Raw genomic sequence first — 20,273 nt, 5'->3', positions numbered from 1 at the left:
ATGCGAACCTTTTCTTAAATCTGTGCTCATAATCTAAAGGTAAAGATTTTTTCGCATTACTAAAGTACTGCAATAAATTGCAGGGTTTTAAACCCGAATCTGAGACCAATAAAATATTAGCGTTCGATTCGACCGTTATCACTCTAGATTATCTCAATAAACTAATTACTGACAAACAAAGCAAAGTACGATCAATTGTGGCAGCTGGACATAATAAAACAAACCGAAATCAAGTTATGGAAAACTTTGCACTAGGCGCAGCTACCGATGAAAAACTCATCGCTTTGTGTTCAGATGCCATGTCAGAAGGTATTAATCTCCAAGATGCAAGCTGTCTGGTACTCTTAGATATGCCTAGCGTACTACGAATCATTGAGCAACGCATCGGTAGATTGGAAAGGATGGATTGTGAACATGAGCAGATTACTGTATTATGGCCCGATGATTCAGAAGCTTTTTCCTTAAAAGGGGATAAAAGAATGATTGACACTTTGATGGTTACTGAAAACTTGATTGGAAATAATGTAGAAATACCAAAAACGATATATGAGAAATATCTCAAAGATGACTTTAATACTCAAAATATAATTAATGCTTTTAATGAATATACGGCAACAGAACATGAATGGGATGGAGTAAAAGACAGCACCCAATATTTATACAGTCTGATCGAAGGCCCAGGAGCTTTGATAGATCACGAAACGTATGAAATGTACAAGGATGTAGATGCGACAGTAAAAACAGCTATAAGTTTTGTTGAATCAGACTCAAATTGGTGTTTTTTTGCTTTTAGAGGGAGTACTACAAGAAGTCCCAAATGGCTCCTCATAGACGAGAAAGGCAAAGGTCATACTGATTTTTCAGAAATCACTAATAAATTAAAAGTCTATTTAGTTAAAGACAATATCATACAACGGAAATGGAATGAAGTAGACACTACATCAGAAATGACTAAAATTATCCAGAAACTCCGAAGGGAAGAGAAAAATTTATTGCCTTGGAAAAAGAAACGTGCACTAGAAAAAGGCGAAACCATACTTAAAAAATACCAGAACACCACTGTTATACATGCCGACAAGGAAAAGTGTGAAAAGCTAATTAATCTGTTCAAATCAAATGCCGAAGAAGAATACGTTGATCTTGACCACTTCGCAGATTTATGGTTAACAATCTTAATTCCTGAATTGGATAAATTAAAGGCTATGCAAACAAGAAGGAGGAAAATCTACACCTTAAGAGATCTCAACTTTTCAAACGTAAAAATAACACCAGAACGATTAGATTGGCTGCTCGAAAATTGCCAATTCTCAAGTACTTTAGACGAGATGGTTTCAGCTTGTATAATAGGTATTTCCAAACCTAAAACTTAAATACTAGGCATCTTAGCGTATTTTTCAATTACATGATATTTCAAAAAAACATACATAAAAATCTCAAAATACTGTTCTTGTAATTTTTCTAATCATTTAATCGATTGAGTATGTAATTACTCATACCTTTTGCAAAATATTCAATGAGAGCAAAATCATTTTTATTCTTTTCACATTCAATGATAGTTGAGATATATTCCATTTGTTGTTCCTGATTAGTTATTTCTGGAAAAATTGGCGGACAGTTATTTATCATCAACACAGCACCTATTATAATTCTGCAAACCCGACCATTGCCATCCGCAAAAGGATGTATTTCATTTAAAAATTTATTATGAAAATAAGCTATACGTGTTAATAAATGCTTTTCAAAAACTGAATTATCAATATCCTCCAATCTAGCATTAAACATATCTACATATGTCGTCATGATAATTTCTAAATTATAATGAGGAGAATATTCTTTGTCTTCAAAAAAAGGCTGCCTAGAACCGACCGTTGGAACATTACGATAATTTCCAACTAATTCAGGTTTAAAATCAGTTTCCCATGCTAATGGTGAACTCATTAAAGAACCATGAATTTTTTTAATCATCTCTTCTGTAAGCTCGAAATTCTCAAAATTTTCGAGAAGATTTTTTAAAACTGATTGATGTTCTGAGATTCCGAGTAATGAGTCTAAATTAATACCACGAACGCTTTCATTATTCAAAAAACGAATTGTGTCGCCATATTGAAGTTTAGAATCTTCAACCCTTGCAGAATAAAAAGAATAATCATTAACTAATGAATCCTTAAATTCTACTGACCAATTATCTCTCGGAAATTTTTCTTGGAATTTTAAAAGGGCTAAATTAAAGTTTAACAAATAGTCTGGAAGCATAGACTAAAAATTATCCGTTATACTTATTAAACATGAAACGCGTCCATTTTTTTACATCATGAGGATATGCAAACAAAATATTATCCTTTTTTAAAAAAGTCTTCCCAAAAAAGAATAATTGGAAATCTCTTTTAAAGGTACTTGGAATTGTATCAACAGCTACGAGATCTTTAGTTGTTGATAAATTTTTTAATATAATTATGTCTTGTCTAGTAACTAACATTTTACAAAGGTATTAAATACTTTAATATCTACAATAGCAAGAGCACTTCTTTTATATGCTCTATCTCATACAAGTACATTATAACATAGCTTATGATTTACTTCTTTTTATCTTCCACTACATTCACTATTAAAATTATCATCAATTATAACTCGAAGTCTATTTCAATTATGCTTTTTTAAAACACTTATATATACATAATATATCGATTCTCTTTGCTCCTAAACATTCTCTTAGATAAATTTCTGGGTAGCAACGGACTATTTAATTTTGCGTTGAACTACACAACCAACTATTCAAAAATAGAACTAAACTTTTCTCTAGCTTTTCACCACATATCCTAATATTTGGATAAAGCTAATATCTAAAAAACAATTTAAAACGACTAAAAAATTAAAATAGGCATAAAAAAACTATATTTAAATTTTTAAATTAAATATAGTTTCTTTTGTTTAACTACATAAGCTAAAAAATACAATTATAAATAATATTGATGATGAATTGTTGAAGATCTACACTTCAAAATCTCAAGCAGACAAAGCGATTAGTTCTCTTAAAGGGATTTTATTGGGTATTAATTCAGATAATGAAGTAAATGAAAAAGAAATTAATGAACTCGGGAAGTGGGTAACTTCACATAAGGGATTGATCAATCGCAATCCTTTTAATGAGTTTATGACGATTATTGAAGAAACAATTTCTAATAAAATTCCACCCAAAGAAACTATAGAGGATCTATTTTGGTTATGCCAAAAATACGAAAGTGATAATTATTATTATAATGCTGTAACTTCTGATCTTCAAACTTTACAAGGGATTTGTCATGGAATATTATCAGATGGAGACATCAGTGATAAGGAGATATTTGAATTAAATACTTGGCTTTCAGAAAATGAGCATCTAAACACTTATTATCCTTATGATGAGATTAGAAGCCTGATATTATCTATATTATCAGATAATAAAATTGATGAGGAAGAAAGAATAGTTCTAAAAGCTTACTTTAAGCAATTTGTGAAATTGCAAGATTCAAAATTGCAAGAAAGAATTGAGTCGGAAACATCAGAAGTAAATATTTCAGGTCTTTGTACAAGTGAACCAAATGTGAATTTCCAAGGAAAAACATTCTGCATTACAGGAGTATTAAAGAGAGGTAATAGAGAAACCTTGCAAAATCAGATTAAAAAACTTGGGGGAATTCCCACTGATAGCGTTAATAAGAAAACGGATTATCTAATTGTTGGAGATAATGGAAATCCGGCTTGGGCATTTTCCTGTTATGGGCGAAAAGTAGAAAAAGCTTTAAGTCTAAGAAAAGGTGGCCATACAATTACAATGATCCATGAATTTGATTTTTCAGATATTATTGATGACCTAATTTAGTTATAGATGACAATAGTAATTATAATCCTTATAATAATTGTTCTTGCTTCGGTAGGTAAAAAGAAACCGGAACCAAAAAAAGTAAATTATTATGATATAGCGAAAAATCAACGAACAAATCAGGTTTCCTCTATTAATAGAACGCACACTATCAATGTCTCTGTAACTAGATCTGGTTCAAAAAATGACGACTCAATCATAGATGTAGGTTCGCAATCTCATAGAATTGATTCAGATTATGGATTAGAATCAAAAGTTCCATATTGGTCTCATAGTTATGTTTATTCTTATTCAGAAATTAATTATGCTACATCTAACCAAAAAAAGTTTTATCAATATTATAAAACTCAATTTTTGAACGGTCAATTTTTAGATTTAGAAGGAAATACTAATTATGCGTTTATTTTACTTTTTGATTTGTTAAATGAATTTGATCAACACAAAAAGGTTGCCCAACTTGAATCACAATTAGAAATTTTGGGTAATCATTATCCTAAAACTAAAACGTACACAATAAATTTTCTAATTAAAAAAATGGAACAGGTCGGAGATACTGATGGCGTTGCAAGATTGAGGGAAGATCACTATGATTATCAATATACCCAAGTTAATTATTCGACATTTGAATGGAGAAACAAATACAAGAAAATATTAAACCTCACAAAGGACGAAACTAATGTTTTAGATAAAATATGGTATTCGAGTAATAATTTTGTAAATATTGAATATTGCAGCATTGAAATAATTAAACTTTATCTAGCAACAATGAAAAATTTGGAGCAGATATATATTGATAATAACTCATCAATTGAAAAAGAGTTTGATGAAATTGCAGACGTTGTAGTTAGAAAACATTTTAGATATAGGAAAGGCAGTAACAATTACAAACACGCCATGCATTCTTGCGAAAATGAGTTTCATACTAATATTTTCAAGTTTTGCGAAAACACAGTAAGAGAGCACTTTGGACATAAAAGAAAAATAACTATTGATCCCTATGCATCATCGTTAGAAGCAAAAGAAGAATTTGAAACAAAGCTAATTAATAAAGTTGCTCAGATTCATTTAGAATTAATTTCAAAAATTAATTTACCGGATGAAGAAACAGAGATAAAACTCAATATTCAGAACACAACAAGATGGAAAACTAAATTTGAAGAAATTAGCTCTAATTTCAATAATAACTCCAAAGAGTTTATGGATCAAATTATTGAGTTAGGAAAACTAAACAAAGAAAACCCCTCAGTTGAGAATATCTTTTTCGAAGCTTCTAAGTTTATAGCGAAGTACAATCAAGAAACTGCATTGCTATTGTATATTCATTATTTGTACCATGACTTAAAATCTGTAACTTTCGATAATAAACAACTTACAAAAACAATCCAAAAAAGTCTTTTTAAAAATGATGAACAAGTTGAGGGTTTTCAAGCAATAGTAAATGACTTTATTAATGATAAGGATTTTGAGAAAGCAATTAATTCAGTACCTCAACTCTACGCTGTAAAACGAAAAAAAATCCAATTGGATAAATCATTAATTAAAGAAGTGCAACAACAACATTCAGGCACTGTGGAACTATTAAATGAATACTTAAAAGATGATAGTTCAGAAGATTTAGATGATAAAATAAAAATAGAAGAACAAATTGAAATCAATATAGTTCAAAGTAATGAAGAGCATACAATTTCAATATATTCAAAAGAACTGTTATTTAAACCGATCCATACTTCAACGTTAGAAACGTTTGCCAAAAATAATTTTTCAATTCTTCAAAGCGAATTTGAAACTTTTGCCAAATCAAAAGGAGCTTTTAAAAATCAGTTAATAGAAAACATTAATGAAATATGTTTCGAAAGTCTTGATGACCTTTTAATTGAAGAAGACGAAGCTTATTACACTATAAATCAAGATTATTACCAAAAACTTTTAGCATAATGATAGATAATATTAAACCCAAAGAAGCAACTTCAATAATAAATTCACTATTAGGCGGGGTCGTTCCTAAAATAGGTGTCCAGCATATTACAGTTGGCCGTTCAGAAGAAATTGCAGCCTTTGTTACTGCATTAGAAGATGTAAAAAACGGGCACAGTATGGCCAAGTTTTGGATAGGTGACTTCGGTTCTGGAAAATCATTTATGCTCCACTTGCTCAATACAGTAGCTTTAAAACAAAAATTTGTTGTTACCAATGCCGATTTTACACCAGACAATCGACTGTATTCAAATGATGGTAAGGGCGTAATGCTTTATTCAGCAATAATGGATAATATATCAATTCAAACAAAACCAGAAGGTGGAGCTTTACCAACCTTACTGGAAAAATGGATTGAACAAATAATTACCAAAACTGCTGAAGAAAACAAAGTTTCTTTAACATCTATCCGAGATGAACAGTATCTAGATTTAATTCAGAAAAGTATAATGAAAACCATTAGTAAAATTACTGAAGTAGGTGGTTTTGATTTTGGAACTGTTATAATGAAATACTATGAAGGTTATATCAAAGATGATGAGCAGCTAAGAAGAAATGCACTAAAATGGCTTAAAGGAGAATATCGTACCAAGACCGAAGCTAAACAAGAGTTAGGAGTTAGGGAAATAATCAATGATTTGAATTATTACGATATGCTCAAAAATTTTTGCAAACTGTTTGTGAGCATGGGGTATAGTGGATTTATGATTAATTTAGATGAAGCAATAAATCTATACAAAATCTCTACTTCTGTAATGAGAGAGAAAAATTATGAAAAAATACTAACTATATACAATGATTGTTTTCAAGGAAAAGTTGCTAATCTTTTTTTCAACTTTGCAGGCACGAGAGAGTTTTTAGAAAACGAAAGAAGAGGCCTATTTAGCTATCACGCTTTAAAATCAAGGTTAGAAACAAATAAGTTTGAAACATTGGAAATAAGAGATTTTGCTCAACCTGTAATACGTTTAATGCCATTAGATCATAATGAGATATTTGTATTACTTAATAAGCTTAAAGCAATTTTCGATTTTAACTATAAAACAAACATTGATATTTCAGATTATGATATTCAACAATTCATGGAAGAAATATTCAATAAGCCTGGGGCTTCTGAGTTTCTAACCCCTCGTGAAGTCATTCGAGATTTTTTAAATATTCTTAATATTATTAGACAAAATCCTAGTGTTGATAAGAACATATTATTTGGAGAAATTGAAATATCTGATGAAAGACCTGATGAATTATCTCTAATTGACAGCATTGAAGAATTGTAATGTCATCTTATAATTTACTTTCAGATCCTATAAAAAAATACATTAGGGACAAACGATGGGAAGAATTGAGACCTATTCAGGATGCAGCAATTCAAAGAATCAGCTCTACTAGTGATAATTATATTTTGGCATCAAGAACAGCTTCTGGTAAAACTGAAGCTGCATTTCTTCCGATACTTTCAAAAGTTGATTTTAATGAAATAGGCATTCAGGTCTTATATATATCACCTCTAATTGCCCTTATCAATGATCAGTTTTATAGAATTGAAGAACTTTGTAAATATCTTGAAGTTTCAGTTACAAAATGGCATGGAGAAGCCAACAGAACACTTAAGGAAAAAATAATAAAAGATCCTAAAGGTATAATGCTGATCACTCCAGAGTCATTAGAAGCTATGTTTGTGAATAGACCTTACAATGTAAGTTACCTTTTTTCTAATCTTAAGTACGTTGTTATTGATGAGATACATTCCTTTATAGGATCAGCAAGAGGAACTCAATTAAAATCTATTTTGTCTAGATTACAGGATTTGAACTCAAAACAATTTAATATAGTAGGATTATCAGCAACTATAGGAGATTATGAAGAGGCAAAGAAATTTACTGGAGATATATTGCACACAAAAGTTCTATTAGATAAAACATCTAAAGAAATAGAAACAGAGTTTCGATATTTTAAAAACGAAGAGATCGAATTGCCTATAGATCTTTTAAAAGATTTGTATTTGGTAACCAAAAACAATAAAGTTCTGATTTTTCCCAATAGCAGGGGTCGTGCAGAAGAAGTGGCTGTTAAACTTAAAAAGATTTCTGAAAAGGTAAATGGACACACTAACTATTTTTCACATCATTCATCTGTTGATAAGGAAGTAAGGGAATATGTGGAATACTTTGCAAAGAATAATAATAGACAAAATTTCTGCATATCCTGTACTTCAACATTAGAGCTAGGAATTGATATTGGCTCAGTTGACGAGGTCGTTCAAATAGATGCTACAAATAGCATTGCTTCTTTGATACAACGTGTTGGAAGAAGTGGGAGACAGAATGGTGCAAAAAGCAATCTTTTTTTATATTCTACAGATAAATGGAGCTTATTGCAATCACTGGCTTGTTGGCAATTATATAAAGAAAAATTTATAGAACCCTCAGAATCTATGAATCTAGCTTATGATATTTTATTGCATCAGGCTCTATCTATAACAAAAGGACATTCAGGTATCAAACTTGTTGATTTGATTAAACAGTTAAATCATAATTTTGCTTTCAATGACATTGGGGTTGCTGAAATTGAAGAAATTTTAAATCATTTGATCTCAACAGACTTTTTGGAAAAATTAAGAGACGAAGTTATTATAGGAATAGAAGGTGAAAAAATCGTTAATAATAGAGATTTTTATAGCTCTTTTACTGTTGAAGATAATTTTAAAGTTGTAAGTGCAGGTAATAAGATAGGAGAAATTCCATTTTCACCACAAGTTAAAGAAGATGAAAATATTTTGTTAGCGGCTAAAATATGGAAAATTAAGTTTGTAGATTTTAAAGCAAAAAAAATAGAGGTAATTCCAACTAATGATGGTAAGAAACCTAAATTTTCTGGAGAGGGAGGTATTGTACATCCCGAAATTAGAAAAAAAATGCTTGAAATAATCTTTCAAGATGAAATTTTTAGCGAGCTTGATCAAAACTCTTCAGAAGAATTGGAGAAAATGAGAAGAGAATTTTCCGTTTTTGATATGAAAAATATTGATTCTGAAAGACTACTACTTGTTTCAGAGAAGAAAATGCTATTTTATACTTTTACTGGCACTAAAATAAACAGGACATTAAAAATCCTCTTTGATGTGATAGAAATAAAAAACATTTTAGATGATAAAACAAGTATGTTCTATATAATGATCTCAAAAGAAGAGTTTCTATCTAAATTAAATCTCATAAACTCGCGTATTGAAATTATTGACGAAATTATCACAAAAGAATTAGAACAAAATCCAGATTCATTGACTTTATCTAAGTGGGGGATTTATTTACCATTAAAATTTCAGATAAAAATGATGAAACAAAATTTTTATGATATAAGACAAACCCAAGAATTTATGCTAAGTCTTGATAAAATTGTAGAAAATTTATAGTTGAATATACAGATTTTAATGAACGTTAATATTTCGATTAGAAAAGCTGAAAGATTTATTAAATTAGAGCTGAATTCATGTTTTTTATTTATTCCTTTTTTCTTATTTGCTTTTACTTCATGCTCCAAATGAAGCATAACATCTCCTAAGAAAATTAGACTCACGATGCTTTTCTATTGATAGGAATGTTTAATAGTCTTTCTAAATCTTCAATAAAAAAGTTCGACATTTGTTCGGAGGTGGCTACAAAAACAAACCCTTAAACATCAAATGTTTAAGGGTTTTTTATTGGAATTAATTCTTTACTGATAGAAAAATTTTGATAAGAAATTTAAAAAATCTGGCAAATTTAAGATGCAAAATTTATCCTCAAAATCTTTCTGCTTCAAGTATCAGATATACCATCACACCATACAGTATATTATAAACAGTGACTTTTTTTTTAAGAACGTGTTTGCTTTATAATAAATTCAAACTAAAATTTACTTTTGTAAAGATGATTCGCGTAAAATAATTTCGCATTCTAAAATACTTTTCTGAGGCTGTCTTTTTATAACATTTTCATTTATTTGTGATAATATTAATTCCATTGCCTTTACTCCTATCTTATGTAATGGCGGTGAAATACAGCTTATGGAAACTGGATAAACTTTGAACATTTCATTGTCATCGAAAGCCATAATTCCAAAATCCCGTAGTGGGATTGAATCATTCTCTTTAAAAACCTGTAATCCCATTTGTGTTAGATAATTGGTTGCAAAAAAAACAGCATCCAAAGCTATATTCTCTAAAAGGAAGGTCTCGATATATTTTTTCCCTTCTCCCCTCAGAATTTTATCATAAGGAATGCGAAGTATGGCAGATTTTAAGGTATTGCTTTGAATTGCTTTTTCGTACCCCGATAATCGATCCTTCATTTGAGTCTGAAGAGAGGTTGTTGTCACAAAACCTATATTCTTAAATTGATTCTTTATTAATTCCATAGTAGCATTAAAAGCTGCTTCTTCATTATTAATAACGACGCTGTCACAATCTAAATCTTCAAAAAAACGATCCAACAAAACTACAGGAGTGCTTTCTTTTATTAAACATTCGACAGTATTTCTTATACCTGGCGACGGTACAATGATAAAACCATCAACCTGGCGAAAATTGAACACCTCAATCAATTCATTAGACTTTTCATCATTGTTTTCGTTGCTGCAAAAAATAACTTTGTATCCTTGTTCATAAGCCAAATCCTCAAAAATACGAGCCAGTTTTGAAAAAAAACTATTCGAAATATCTTCAACCATAAAAACCAGTATTTTTGATTTTCCAGTTCGTAGAGTCTGCGCGATTTGGTTAGGTTTGTAATTGATTAATTTGGCATAGTCCAAAACTCTTTGAGTCAGCTCTTTTGAAATATGCATTTCTTTTGCTTTTCCATTTAGCACAAAAGAGACCGTCGTAACTGAAATTTTCAGATCATCGGCAATATTCTTAATGGAAACAGCTTTTCTTTTCATTTGAGTTTTTTTTTAAATGATTCAGATCAAAATCCTGTATCAAATTCTGATTATTTTAAATCATTAAATTTCAAAACATATTCATTGATTATTTCCAGAGTATGATTATCTGTATCATAAACTGAATACCAGCCCTGAAATTCGTGCGGAGGATCACCAATTAAATCATCTCCAATTTTCCAGATGCTCATAGCTGTTTTGGGTCTGCCCTCGCCTCCCCAAGCCCAAAAATTAACACCAGTAACCTGCGGAATTGTTTTGCTTAAAGAATATATTTTTTCGAAAATCATTTTATAATATTCGTCCCTGACTTCAACAGATGAATTGGATTCATAACTATTTTCATCTCTTGAAATCCCAAACTCTTCCAGAACGATTGGTTTATTGAGTTTTTGAGCAATTTTGACATGTTCGTCGATATAATTATTAGCCTTTTCTACAGCGAAATCATAAGTTTCTTTCGCTTTTAGCGGATCATACCAGCCCCAATTCTGTACCCAAAGATGAAAAGTACAATAATCAATATATTTGCTCTGATGATCTTTTTCGAAATTGGTTCCGTTTGCCGGCGATGGCGTATTTCCCTCTGAACCAATTGAAACTAAATGGTTTTTGTCTAGATTCTTAATAAATTTGGCCGTTTCATGTATCCATTTTCTATAATCCTCAGCATTATTGCTTCCTTCCGGCTCATTTGCTAATTGCCAGGCCATAATGGTGGCATCCTTTTTATATGGTATTTTAGTAACCGAATTGATTCTGTTTAAGACTTTTTCAATGTGATTAGTAAACCATTTCTGAGCCGTTTTATTACTATAAAAACGAGCCGAATAATGCTGATAAGTTCTCCAGTCTCCATTTTCTGCAGGAGGCGGATATGGAATCGATTCGTTTTTATTAGCCCACGAAACATATTGTGCAAAACCTCCAGACCAAGGCCAGAAATTATTCAGACATACAACTGCTGTCATATCTCGCTTCTTCATTTCTGCCAATAAAAAATCTAAACCTTCCCAAAGTTTCTCATTATAGATTCCAGGTTCTTTCTGCATTGCAGGCTGAACTGCCCAAGGCGTTTTTAAACTTCCTTCGGAACCCGCAAGAATCCTAAGGTTCTTAACTCCCAGCGTATTCAATCGATCTAATTCTCTAATCAGCCTTTCTTCATCGGAAACGGCTAAATTCATTCCGTACCAAAAATTAGTTCCCACATAATGATATGGTTTTCCTTCTTTGATCAGTTCTCCATTCTCTGCTTTTATAAAACTTTGTGCGTTTGATACAAACTGTAAAACCGATATTACTACAGCATAAATATATTTTTTCATTTTCTTTTTATTTTACTTCGAATGACACCTTTTCACTTTTATAATACTGCTTCCAATCCATAAATCAAATTTTCCAGCTTCTGCTTATTTCTATATATCAATACTATAAAATGCCAAAACTGCTATTGGAAATTTGAATCTTACCTCCTTTTTTTCTTCAGCATTCAACTCAATTCTTTGAAAATTTTTAAGTTCTTTTCAAGAGGACATCAGTCTTTTTTTCGATAATAACATTGAGAGTCTGAGCGCTTATTTTTAATCCAAAAAGAATTAAAAACAGCACTACAATCGAACCTTTGTCATTGTTTAATTTTTAGTTCATTTAATAAAACAAAGCATACATTCCGAAACAGGCCAAAATCAGCAACAGTGCCTGAAGACGGAAATTTTTATACCAGACAACATCTTTCAAAGCCATTGTTTCTTCGATCCAGATAGCTTTTGTCCAAGTATTGTCTTTTACTTTTTCTTCTAATGGCGGTGCAGAAGAATAACTCACAACAATATTCACTAGAACACTTAAAACTAAAATAATTGGGGCTAATAATAAGAAGTGAAGCCCTACTTCGAAATCTAAAACATACTTAGCCAGCATAATAATCATCGCAATAAACAAGCCCGACATTAAACCGCTGAAAGCTCCGGTCGCATTTGACCGTTTCCAGAACAATCCCAAGAAAAAAGTACCAACAACGGGTGGTGCCAGATAAGAAAGTATCTCTTGGTAATAGGCAATCAACGAATCAAATTTACCAATGTATGGCGCCCATAAGATGGCAATTATCAAAGTAACAACAGCTGTAATCTTACCTACTTTAACCTTTTTTTCACTTGTTGCATTTTTATCAAACTTGCTGTAAAAATCCATTGTGAATAAAGTTGAAACCGAATTTAAAGTTGCGCTCAAGGCGGAAGTCAATGCTGAGATCATAGCCGAAAGTATAATTCCTATTAATCCAACCGGCAGTACTTTATTAATTAGTCTTGGATAAACCTGATCCGTATTGATTCCGTATTTTGATTTAAGTTCGCTTCCGCTAATGATTTCGTGAGGCAGATTTTCGACTCCAAAAAGATTTATTCCTCTTGCAATCAAGCCTGGAAAAATAAAAATGAATAGTGTAAAAAGATACAGAAAACCTACCAACAAAACTCCTTTTCGACCATGATCGATTGATTTTGCAGACAAGACTCTTTGCACCATTACCTGATTATTTCCCCAGAAATAGAAACCTAAAATTGGAATTCCAACCCACATTCCTAACCATGGAACTGTTGGATCATCCATAGATCTGGTCAATTTTAGCCAGACACCATCATGAAACTGTGTGTAAAAAACTTCCCAGCCTCCTATACTGTCCATTGCAAAAAAGGCTAATAAAGTTGATCCTATAATAAGGACAAAAGCTTGTATTACCTCAGTATTGATTACAGATGAGAGTCCGCCGATAATCGTGTAACTTCCTGCAACTATACCCATTCCTATAATAAGAAGCATCATGTCGACACCTGGAAAAATCATATTGATAATTAATGCTCCTGCATACAAAGTTGCTGATGCATCCAAAAATATATTTCCAACAATGGTTATAAACGAAAAATAGGTTCTTGATCTCGCATCAAATCGTCTCTCCAAAAATTCGGGCATCGTAAAAATTCCTGATTTAATGTAAAACGGCAGAAAAAAGATGGCAAAGAAAACCATTACCAGAATCGAAATCCAGTTGTAATTAAAAACAGCTATTCCATTGATGAATCCTTCTCCGGAATTTCCCATCAAAGTAGAACTCGAAATACTGGCTGCAAAAAGGGATAAACCAACCATTGGCCATTTTAAATCCCGTCCTGCCAAAAAATAAGCATCAGAGTCGCTTGATTTACTGTTTTTAAGTCCCCACCAAACAATAAAGATGATATATAGTACGAGAACGACTAAGTCGATAATATTTAAATTTAGCATAATTATTGTTGGTATGAAGTGTAAAGAATAACGCTTTTTGCAGGAATCGAAACTTGAATACCATCAGTTTTTAATTTGAACTTTTCTGATGGAACCGGAAAGCCTTTTGCATCCACAGGGCGTTTGTTTTCGCTATACAAATATTTAATTACTTCTGGTTTCAACTTTAGATTCTTGGTGTCAATTGTAAAACTGGCTTCCTTATCACTATTATTTGCAATAGCAATTGTAAAATCTCCAGATTTTGTTACTCCTGCTGTTGCACGTACTTTTTCGATATTCAGATTGTTGAATTTTACGATTTTCATATCGCTGGTAAAATTACGTGTCATAATCGACCAAGTATAAAACCAAGGGCGCAAATCTTCGTCGGCTTTGCTGTCTGTCAGCTCTTTTCCTAAACTGTTGAACATCCCCCAGCGTTTCAATTTATATTTGTCGCCTTTGTCATCTTTTGTATGCATTGCATCATCCAGATCCCAGGCGATAACTGCATCAAAACCGCTGTTCATAGACTGAATCAAGGCATCAGCCATGTCAACTCCATAATCATAATCGTAAATCGAAAGCTGGCTGTCAGCACTTGTAAATTTATCATCTAAATGCTCTTTGGACGAAGGCTCTCCTTTCAGTCCTAATTCACCTAAAATGAAAGGTTTCCTGTGAACCGAATCTGTGAACCGAACTAAATCTCCAAATATCTTTTGAAATTCTCCCGATCGGATACTTTCTTTTGAAGGGTAATCATGAACATCATATGCCGATACTAAATCCGGAATCTGAAGTGCCGTTTGCTTAACCCAATCTAATCCTTTGTATTTTGATCTTGGATTGTTAAAAGACGTTGCATCAGGTCCGATTATCGAAATATATTTATCCAGTCCTGCTTTGGCAATTGATTTATGAAGCATTTCAATACCTTCTCTCCATTGCTGAAAATCACCATCGGTTGTTGCCCAATCACCATTAGGTTCATTTACCAAATTGTAATATTTAATACAGCTGTATTTTTTTACCTTTAATAAATGATTCAGATTTTTGATAATAAGATCAATCCATTTTTGATCATTAGCGCCTGTAAAGCTATTTTGCAAATTCAAATATGTATCATGCACTTTATACGGCTGACCCCATTCTCCTAAAATCACTGTAATTTTATTTTTCTCACAATAATTCAAAAGCTTGTACAGCGCTTTCATCTGATCGCTTTCGAAATCTACAATTGGATTTCCTGAAGCGTCAAAACCTTTAAGATATCTCCAGTTGGCCTGATCCATTACTCTTGCAATTTTTGGTTTAATGAAAGAAACTCGGTCAAAAACCAATTGCCATTTTTCGTCCGTCATTAATTTCCCCCATTCTGAATCATCTGTATCAGCATGAGGGTAAGCCGAAAATTCAATTCCATTACCTATAAATTCATTCGAAATGATTTCATTTGGACGAATTGTAACTACAGGATTGGCATTTTGACTTTGAACCGAAAAACTGATTAATGCACAAAACAGTACGATGCTATTTTGAATTTTCATTTTAGGAATCTTTTAAAGTTTGCAATAGTTCATTGATGTCGCAGGTTGCTAATCCAACGAATTTATCGGCTGCGCCGTAATAAACATATAAAATATTATCGACAATCATATTACCTGTAGGAAAAACGCAGCCTTTATAGAATCCTTCAATTTCATAATCGTGTTCTGGTTCCATAATCCAATCTTCCAAACGTGCAATTACTTTTGTTGGATCTTCCAGATCGAGCAAAGCAACCCCTACTCTGTAATAACCATTACCGCCATTCTCAACGCCATGGTAAATTAACAGCCATCCATCTTCCGTGCGAAGCGGTGGTGTGCTTCCTCCTATTTTCTCTTCCCAAGTTCCATTAACACCCGCTAATAATAATGTACTTTTTTCTTCCCACACCATTAAATCATCCGAATATCTAATCCAAATTGCCGGATAATCACAGCCATATTCAGCACCAATCCATTGTTTCGGGCGGTGCAGCATTGCATATTTTCCGTTTATTTTTTCAGGGAATAAAATCACATCACGATCATCAAGATTTGAAGTTGTGATTCGGCCTAATCTTCTAAAACTTTTAAAATCTGCAGTTACAGCCAAACCTGAATTGGCAATATTATGTTTGTAAACAGCTGGTGCATCAGGTCCTGTTTCAGGAAGATTAATTACATCATGGGCAAATGTCCAATAGCGTCCGGGAGGATAAGGTCTGTAAGCATAAGTAACATAATATTCGTTTCCAAATTTAATAATTCTTGGATCTTCCACTCCGCCCATATCGGGTCCGTTACTGCTTGGGCCAAAAACCGGTTCATCCGATTCTCTTTTAAAATTAATCCCGTCTGTGCTTGTGGCTAATCCTACACGAATAAAATGCTGTTCATCATCTCCGGCAGCTCTGTATAACATATAAAATGTACCATTTTCATACCATACGCCTGGGTTACAAACGACAAGATTTTCCCAATAATTATTAGGATTTGGACTTAAAACTGGGTTTTGGGTGCACTTAATTAATTTCATTTCTGTTAGTATATTATAATTTTTATTTTACGATTGTGTTTGCAGCCATGCTGTACATATTTGGCAGTTTCTTACTGAAAATCATATTTGGACTTGCATATAGCATTTTGAAGTTTGCAGCAGAACTATGCTCTTTAAAAGGTGCATAAAAATGACTTCCTTCGTGAGACGGATCATACTTATTCCGCCACATTATAACTAAACTTACCTTTTTACCCGAAAGCGGAATGCTAATTTCGTTTGTCCAATAGGTATCATATGGCGCACCATTTTTTACAATTCCTTCAATTCCGGTTTCTGTCACTCCGCATGGTTTTAATTTTTGCTGCGAAAGTGACGCAAGATTTCGAAGGTTAGTACTAAAAGCTGCGGTATTAGTTCCGTGGTAACTGTCCCAGCCTATAAAGTCTACATAATTATCACCAGGCCATCTGAATAAAAAACTATCAACTGTTCCCTGCTGATCTAATTGAGGTGAAATAGCATAGATAAAACTGTGAACTTGTTTTTTATTCTTCAGATAATCAATTGTGTATTTCCACAAACTGATAAACTCCTGCTGCGTAGTCGCACTTGAACCCCACCAAGACCAGGTTTGAGTGTGCTCGTGAAAAGGACGAAAAATAACCGGAATTAATTTTCCGTTGCTGTCTTTTAAATTATTGGCAAAAACCGCCAATTTATCCAGCCAAGAATTGAATTTCAAATTAGTTGCACTCCCATCTGTTAGGATTTCTTTTGCCACTGTATTTTTCGAATTATCCCAGCTGTCTCCACCGGTTAATGGATTATTCAAATGACAGCAGGCTGTAATTACTTCCCCTCTTTCGCGAGCTTCTTTTATTACTCTGATTCTGTCATTATTTAGTGTAGCTGTTGTGCTTCTGTCATCCATAATTTCAGCAAAATCAACGCTGAAAACTCCAGGATAATCACCGCAGACATCTTTAATATCTGAACGCCCTGACTCAGTGATCCAGTTTCTACCGTATAGTAAATCATCGTGATGACCAAACATGGTTCCTTTCTCCTGAATCCGCCATAGATTTGAATACAATGCCTTGGTTTCGGCAGTAGCATTTGGATCTGTCAATTGAAGTGTTACCGAAGCTGGGACATCAGGATCATTTCCGTTTTGTTCCTCTTTATGATCCGAAGAAGAACATCCTGCGGACAATAAAGTTATAGTAACCAGAATTGCATATAATGATTTCATAGCTGCATTTTTTAAAATTAATAATCAAAATTCGTTAATACCAAAAGTCCTTCTGCTGGTATGGTCTGAACACTATTTTTCGTTAAATCTAAAGTGATTTTGGTTTTATTTGGAAGTAAGTCATGGTCACCTTCTAACTTCAACTGATTTTTGGCGTAAACAAATTTTTTCACGTTCTGTAAAACCGGCATTGCAGTTGATGATAATTTAATCTTTAGCTCTTTATGAGATACATTGACAATCGCCATCATATTTTTCCCTTCTTTTGAAATTGAAACCGCTTTTATATTCACATTACCAGTAATAGAAACCTGATGAACCTGACAGCCCGAAGGCATGTATTTAGTAAGCAGAGACCAAGCATAAAACCAAGGACGAACTTCTTCTTCTTTTGCTCCGAAGTATTCATCTCCTAAAATATTCCAGAAACCCCAGACTTTTAATTTGTTTTTTTGTTCCTTCCTATGCATTGCGTCATCCAGCATCCAAGCAACTGAACCTGAATAGCCTGAATTTACTGTCTGGATTAAAACATCAGCCATATCAGAACCATAGACATAATCGTAAACAAACATTTGAGAATCTTCGACAGATGCATATGGTTTTGCTTTGGCTCTTGCAATGTTTTCGTTCATTAAAGCTTCGTCTTGCTTCTCAACAAACTTAAATCCAATTTCGCCCATAACAATTGGTTTATTATGGGGAACAGCATCTTTATAGGCCTTTAGAATTGAAGTATATTCTCCCGAATTCACTGTTATTTTAGACGGATAAGTATGAATGTCATAAACACCAATTGCATCATCTAGATCTCTAACTGAATTTGTAATCCAATCTACTTTATCGGTTTTCCAAATTGCAATATCAGGCCCAAGTAAAGAAACCTTTTTATCAAGATTTATAATTTTCAGTTCAGACCAAAAATACCGCGCTGCATTTTTCCACAGATCATAATTCTCATCAGTCGCAGCCCAAAATCCATTGGGTTCATTTATCATATTGTAATAGCGAATACAGTTAAAACCTTTTTGATTCACTAAAAAATCAAGGTATCTGGCAGCTAATTTCAGGTTGTTTTCAGAGATTGTATTGGTTTTACTGTTCACCATACGATCTCCCCAATCTCCTAAAACTACTTTAACATTCCTCGACTGGCAATACTCAAGAATCGGGGCAATATTTTCATAGTTTTTTGTCTCGTTGAGAACATCATTTTCTATTACCGAAGTGGTATTAATCATTACTCTAATAAACTGTGGTTTCATAAAATCGAGACGGGAATATAATTTCTGCCAGTCTTCTTGAGAAATTTTTAACTGCCTCTCTCCATAGTCCAATTGATACGGATCCCATTGAACACCGTTACCTATATAATCAGGATTTATAATGGTTTTGTTATCAACAGTAACAGTTGCATCGGACAAAGCCGAGCAACTGATTACTGCCGTCACTAACCAAAATGATAACATAATTCTAAATATCTGTCTCATAAAATTGTTGATGACATTCTTATTCTTTACTTAGTTTTGTTTCGTAACATCAATCCAATAACGTCTTGGTTTTTTAACGAATTTATCATAGTCAGAATAGATACTTCCCCAGTCATCTGTACCGTTCAAGTTGAAAGCAAAAGCATTATTCATAATTGTTTTTTTATTGCCGTTTTCTAAATCTTCTGTCCCCGCACTTTCAAAAGTTCCAACTTTCGTGCTGCCGTCAGCAAAAGTAAAAGTGATCGTTCCATTCGTATAATTTCTTAACCACCTTCCTTCTCCAGTTGGGATTTGTCTGTAAAAATTATTTACATCTGTCTGCGGATTCCCTGTATAGATGAAATTTGCATTTATATTATCGGCACCAGATTTATTTGTAACTGTTCCATAAGTATTTCCATCCTCGGTTATTCCAGTCATTTCAAAAACAAGCTGATTGTCTAATTCTTGAGCCGGCCCATCAACTGTTGACCAATTCCAAGGTTTATCAGTCAAAGCTAGTACAGCTCCACCTCCATATTCAGGTCCAGTTCCGCCATATACAACAAGATTATCAATATCATAAGTCCCGATAAGTGATTCTCTAAATGAGCTCGCAACAACAGTATAATTTCTAGATTTTCCTGTAGGGGACGTAATTGTTATTGTTGCACTCTTTTGGGCATTTTCAAAATTCAAAGCTTCGCCTTCGTTTACGGATGATTTTGCTTCATAGGATAAAACCAGTTCCTGAACAACTATGTGGCTTAAATCAGGTACTGCATCCACATTTATAGCTAAGTTTATAGTTCCTGTTACATCATCCACACGAGTAACTACGGCAGCGCCTACTTGATTTTCAAATTTTATTTCTAAAACATTGCGCTCATTATTCCAATTTCCCTCTTCAATATCTTCTAAAGGATCGTTTTGGCAGCCTGACTGCGCCAGCGCAAGGACAGCTAACAGGATGTATAGTAGTTTTTTCATAATTAGTTTT

At 32.9% G+C, this 20,273-nt stretch carries 14 protein-coding genes and 1 pseudogene; 5 read left to right on the top strand and 10 right to left on the bottom strand.

Annotated elements, in window-relative coordinates; genetic code table 11:
• The first annotated feature begins 77 nt into the window (after window positions 1-77).
• Entirely contained in the window at window positions 78-1,370 is a 1,293-nt protein-coding gene (locus tag C8P67_RS17685; RefSeq protein WP_170141485.1) for a C-terminal helicase domain-containing protein, read from the top strand.
• An 88-nt stretch (window positions 1,371-1,458) separates the two neighbouring features.
• On the opposite strand, the gene C8P67_RS17680 is transcribed toward C8P67_RS17685, so the two are convergent.
• A complete protein-coding gene (locus C8P67_RS17680; RefSeq protein ID WP_115814513.1) occupies window positions 1,459-2,253 on the bottom strand; it encodes a Fic family protein in 795 nt (264 codons plus the stop codon).
• A 727-nt stretch (window positions 2,254-2,980) separates the two neighbouring features.
• Between C8P67_RS17680 and C8P67_RS17670 the strand changes: the two genes are divergently transcribed.
• From C8P67_RS17670 to C8P67_RS17655, 4 genes are read left to right on the top strand one after another with little or no spacing between them, the layout of a single operon-like run.
• The gene (locus tag C8P67_RS17670; protein ID WP_245980494.1) at window positions 2,981-3,859 is read left to right on the top strand and encodes a BRCT domain-containing protein; all 879 of its coding nucleotides are present in this window, start codon (window positions 2,981-2,983) and stop codon (window positions 3,857-3,859) included.
• A gap of 6 nt (window positions 3,860-3,865) precedes the next feature.
• Window positions 3,866-5,794, top strand: coding sequence for a tellurite resistance TerB C-terminal domain-containing protein (locus tag C8P67_RS17665; RefSeq protein ID WP_115814510.1), 1,929 nt, complete (start codon window positions 3,866-3,868; stop codon window positions 5,792-5,794).
• Window positions 5,794-7,110 (top strand): ATP-binding protein, encoded by a 1,317-nt coding sequence (locus C8P67_RS17660; protein ID WP_115814509.1) that lies wholly within the window; start codon window positions 5,794-5,796, stop codon window positions 7,108-7,110. Before C8P67_RS17665 ends, C8P67_RS17660 begins: the two co-directional genes overlap by 1 nt.
• Complete coding sequence (locus C8P67_RS17655) at window positions 7,110-9,242, top strand: DEAD/DEAH box helicase (RefSeq protein ID WP_115814508.1); 2,133 nt, start codon at window positions 7,110-7,112, stop codon at window positions 9,240-9,242. The genes C8P67_RS17660 and C8P67_RS17655 overlap by 1 nt, the downstream gene beginning before the upstream one ends.
• A gap of 482 nt (window positions 9,243-9,724) precedes the next feature.
• Here C8P67_RS17655 and C8P67_RS17650 read toward each other — a convergent pair whose 3' ends face one another.
• The 9 genes and pseudogenes from C8P67_RS17650 to C8P67_RS17615 form a co-directional block, all read right to left on the bottom strand.
• A complete protein-coding gene (locus C8P67_RS17650) occupies window positions 9,725-10,750 on the bottom strand; it encodes a LacI family DNA-binding transcriptional regulator (RefSeq protein ID WP_115814507.1) in 1,026 nt (341 codons plus the stop codon).
• A 50-nt stretch (window positions 10,751-10,800) separates the two neighbouring features.
• Window positions 10,801-12,078 (bottom strand): glycoside hydrolase 5 family protein, encoded by a 1,278-nt coding sequence (locus tag C8P67_RS17645; RefSeq protein WP_115814506.1) that lies wholly within the window; start codon window positions 12,076-12,078, stop codon window positions 10,801-10,803.
• Window positions 12,079-12,168: 90 nt separating this feature from the next.
• Window positions 12,169-12,264 (bottom strand): annotated as a pseudogene (locus C8P67_RS22510) (hypothetical protein); the annotation flags it as partial.
• Window positions 12,265-12,400: 136 nt separating this feature from the next.
• Window positions 12,401-14,038, bottom strand: coding sequence for a sodium:solute symporter (locus C8P67_RS17640; RefSeq protein ID WP_115814505.1), 1,638 nt, complete (start codon window positions 14,036-14,038; stop codon window positions 12,401-12,403).
• Window positions 14,039-14,040: 2 nt separating this feature from the next.
• Complete coding sequence (locus tag C8P67_RS17635; RefSeq protein ID WP_115814504.1) at window positions 14,041-15,570, bottom strand: cellulase family glycosylhydrolase; 1,530 nt, start codon at window positions 15,568-15,570, stop codon at window positions 14,041-14,043.
• 1 nt (window position 15,571) lies between these two features.
• A complete protein-coding gene (locus C8P67_RS17630) occupies window positions 15,572-16,585 on the bottom strand; it encodes a glycoside hydrolase family 130 protein (protein ID WP_115814503.1) in 1,014 nt (337 codons plus the stop codon).
• A gap of 22 nt (window positions 16,586-16,607) precedes the next feature.
• Complete coding sequence (locus C8P67_RS17625) at window positions 16,608-17,801, bottom strand: glycoside hydrolase family 26 protein (RefSeq protein WP_115814502.1); 1,194 nt, start codon at window positions 17,799-17,801, stop codon at window positions 16,608-16,610.
• A 17-nt stretch (window positions 17,802-17,818) separates the two neighbouring features.
• Complete coding sequence (locus C8P67_RS17620; RefSeq protein ID WP_115814501.1) at window positions 17,819-19,291, bottom strand: cellulase family glycosylhydrolase; 1,473 nt, start codon at window positions 19,289-19,291, stop codon at window positions 17,819-17,821.
• A 30-nt stretch (window positions 19,292-19,321) separates the two neighbouring features.
• Complete coding sequence (locus C8P67_RS17615; RefSeq protein ID WP_211319932.1) at window positions 19,322-20,263, bottom strand: hypothetical protein; 942 nt, start codon at window positions 20,261-20,263, stop codon at window positions 19,322-19,324.
• Window positions 20,264-20,273 lie beyond the last annotated feature (10 nt).

This window comes from Flavobacterium aquicola (assembly GCF_003385115.1).
Taxonomy (GTDB): Bacteria; Bacteroidota; Bacteroidia; order Flavobacteriales; family Flavobacteriaceae; genus Flavobacterium; species Flavobacterium aquicola.
This window is presented reverse-complemented; position numbering and strand designations above follow the sequence as displayed.

Excerpts from the sequence above, each read along its gene's own strand:
- C8P67_RS17680 (WP_115814513.1), bottom strand. The coding sequence starts at position 2,253 with ATGCTTCCAGACTATTTGTTAAACTTTAATTTAGCCCTTTTAAAATTC.
- C8P67_RS17665 (WP_115814510.1), top strand. The coding sequence starts at position 3,866 with ATGACAATAGTAATTATAATCCTTATAATAATTGTTCTTGCTTCGGTA.
- C8P67_RS17660 (WP_115814509.1), top strand. The coding sequence starts at position 5,794 with ATGATAGATAATATTAAACCCAAAGAAGCAACTTCAATAATAAATTCA.
- C8P67_RS17655 (WP_115814508.1), top strand. The coding sequence starts at position 7,110 with ATGTCATCTTATAATTTACTTTCAGATCCTATAAAAAAATACATTAGG.
- C8P67_RS17650 (WP_115814507.1), bottom strand. The coding sequence starts at position 10,750 with ATGAAAAGAAAAGCTGTTTCCATTAAGAATATTGCCGATGATCTGAAA.
- C8P67_RS17645 (WP_115814506.1), bottom strand. The coding sequence starts at position 12,078 with ATGAAAAAATATATTTATGCTGTAGTAATATCGGTTTTACAGTTTGTA.
- C8P67_RS17640 (WP_115814505.1), bottom strand. The coding sequence starts at position 14,038 with ATGCTAAATTTAAATATTATCGACTTAGTCGTTCTCGTACTATATATC.
- C8P67_RS17635 (WP_115814504.1), bottom strand. The coding sequence starts at position 15,570 with ATGAAAATTCAAAATAGCATCGTACTGTTTTGTGCATTAATCAGTTTT.
- C8P67_RS17630 (WP_115814503.1), bottom strand. The coding sequence starts at position 16,585 with ATGAAATTAATTAAGTGCACCCAAAACCCAGTTTTAAGTCCAAATCCT.
- C8P67_RS17625 (WP_115814502.1), bottom strand. The coding sequence starts at position 17,801 with ATGAAATCATTATATGCAATTCTGGTTACTATAACTTTATTGTCCGCA.
- C8P67_RS17620 (WP_115814501.1), bottom strand. The coding sequence starts at position 19,291 with ATGAGACAGATATTTAGAATTATGTTATCATTTTGGTTAGTGACGGCA.
- C8P67_RS17615 (WP_211319932.1), bottom strand. The coding sequence starts at position 20,263 with ATGAAAAAACTACTATACATCCTGTTAGCTGTCCTTGCGCTGGCGCAG.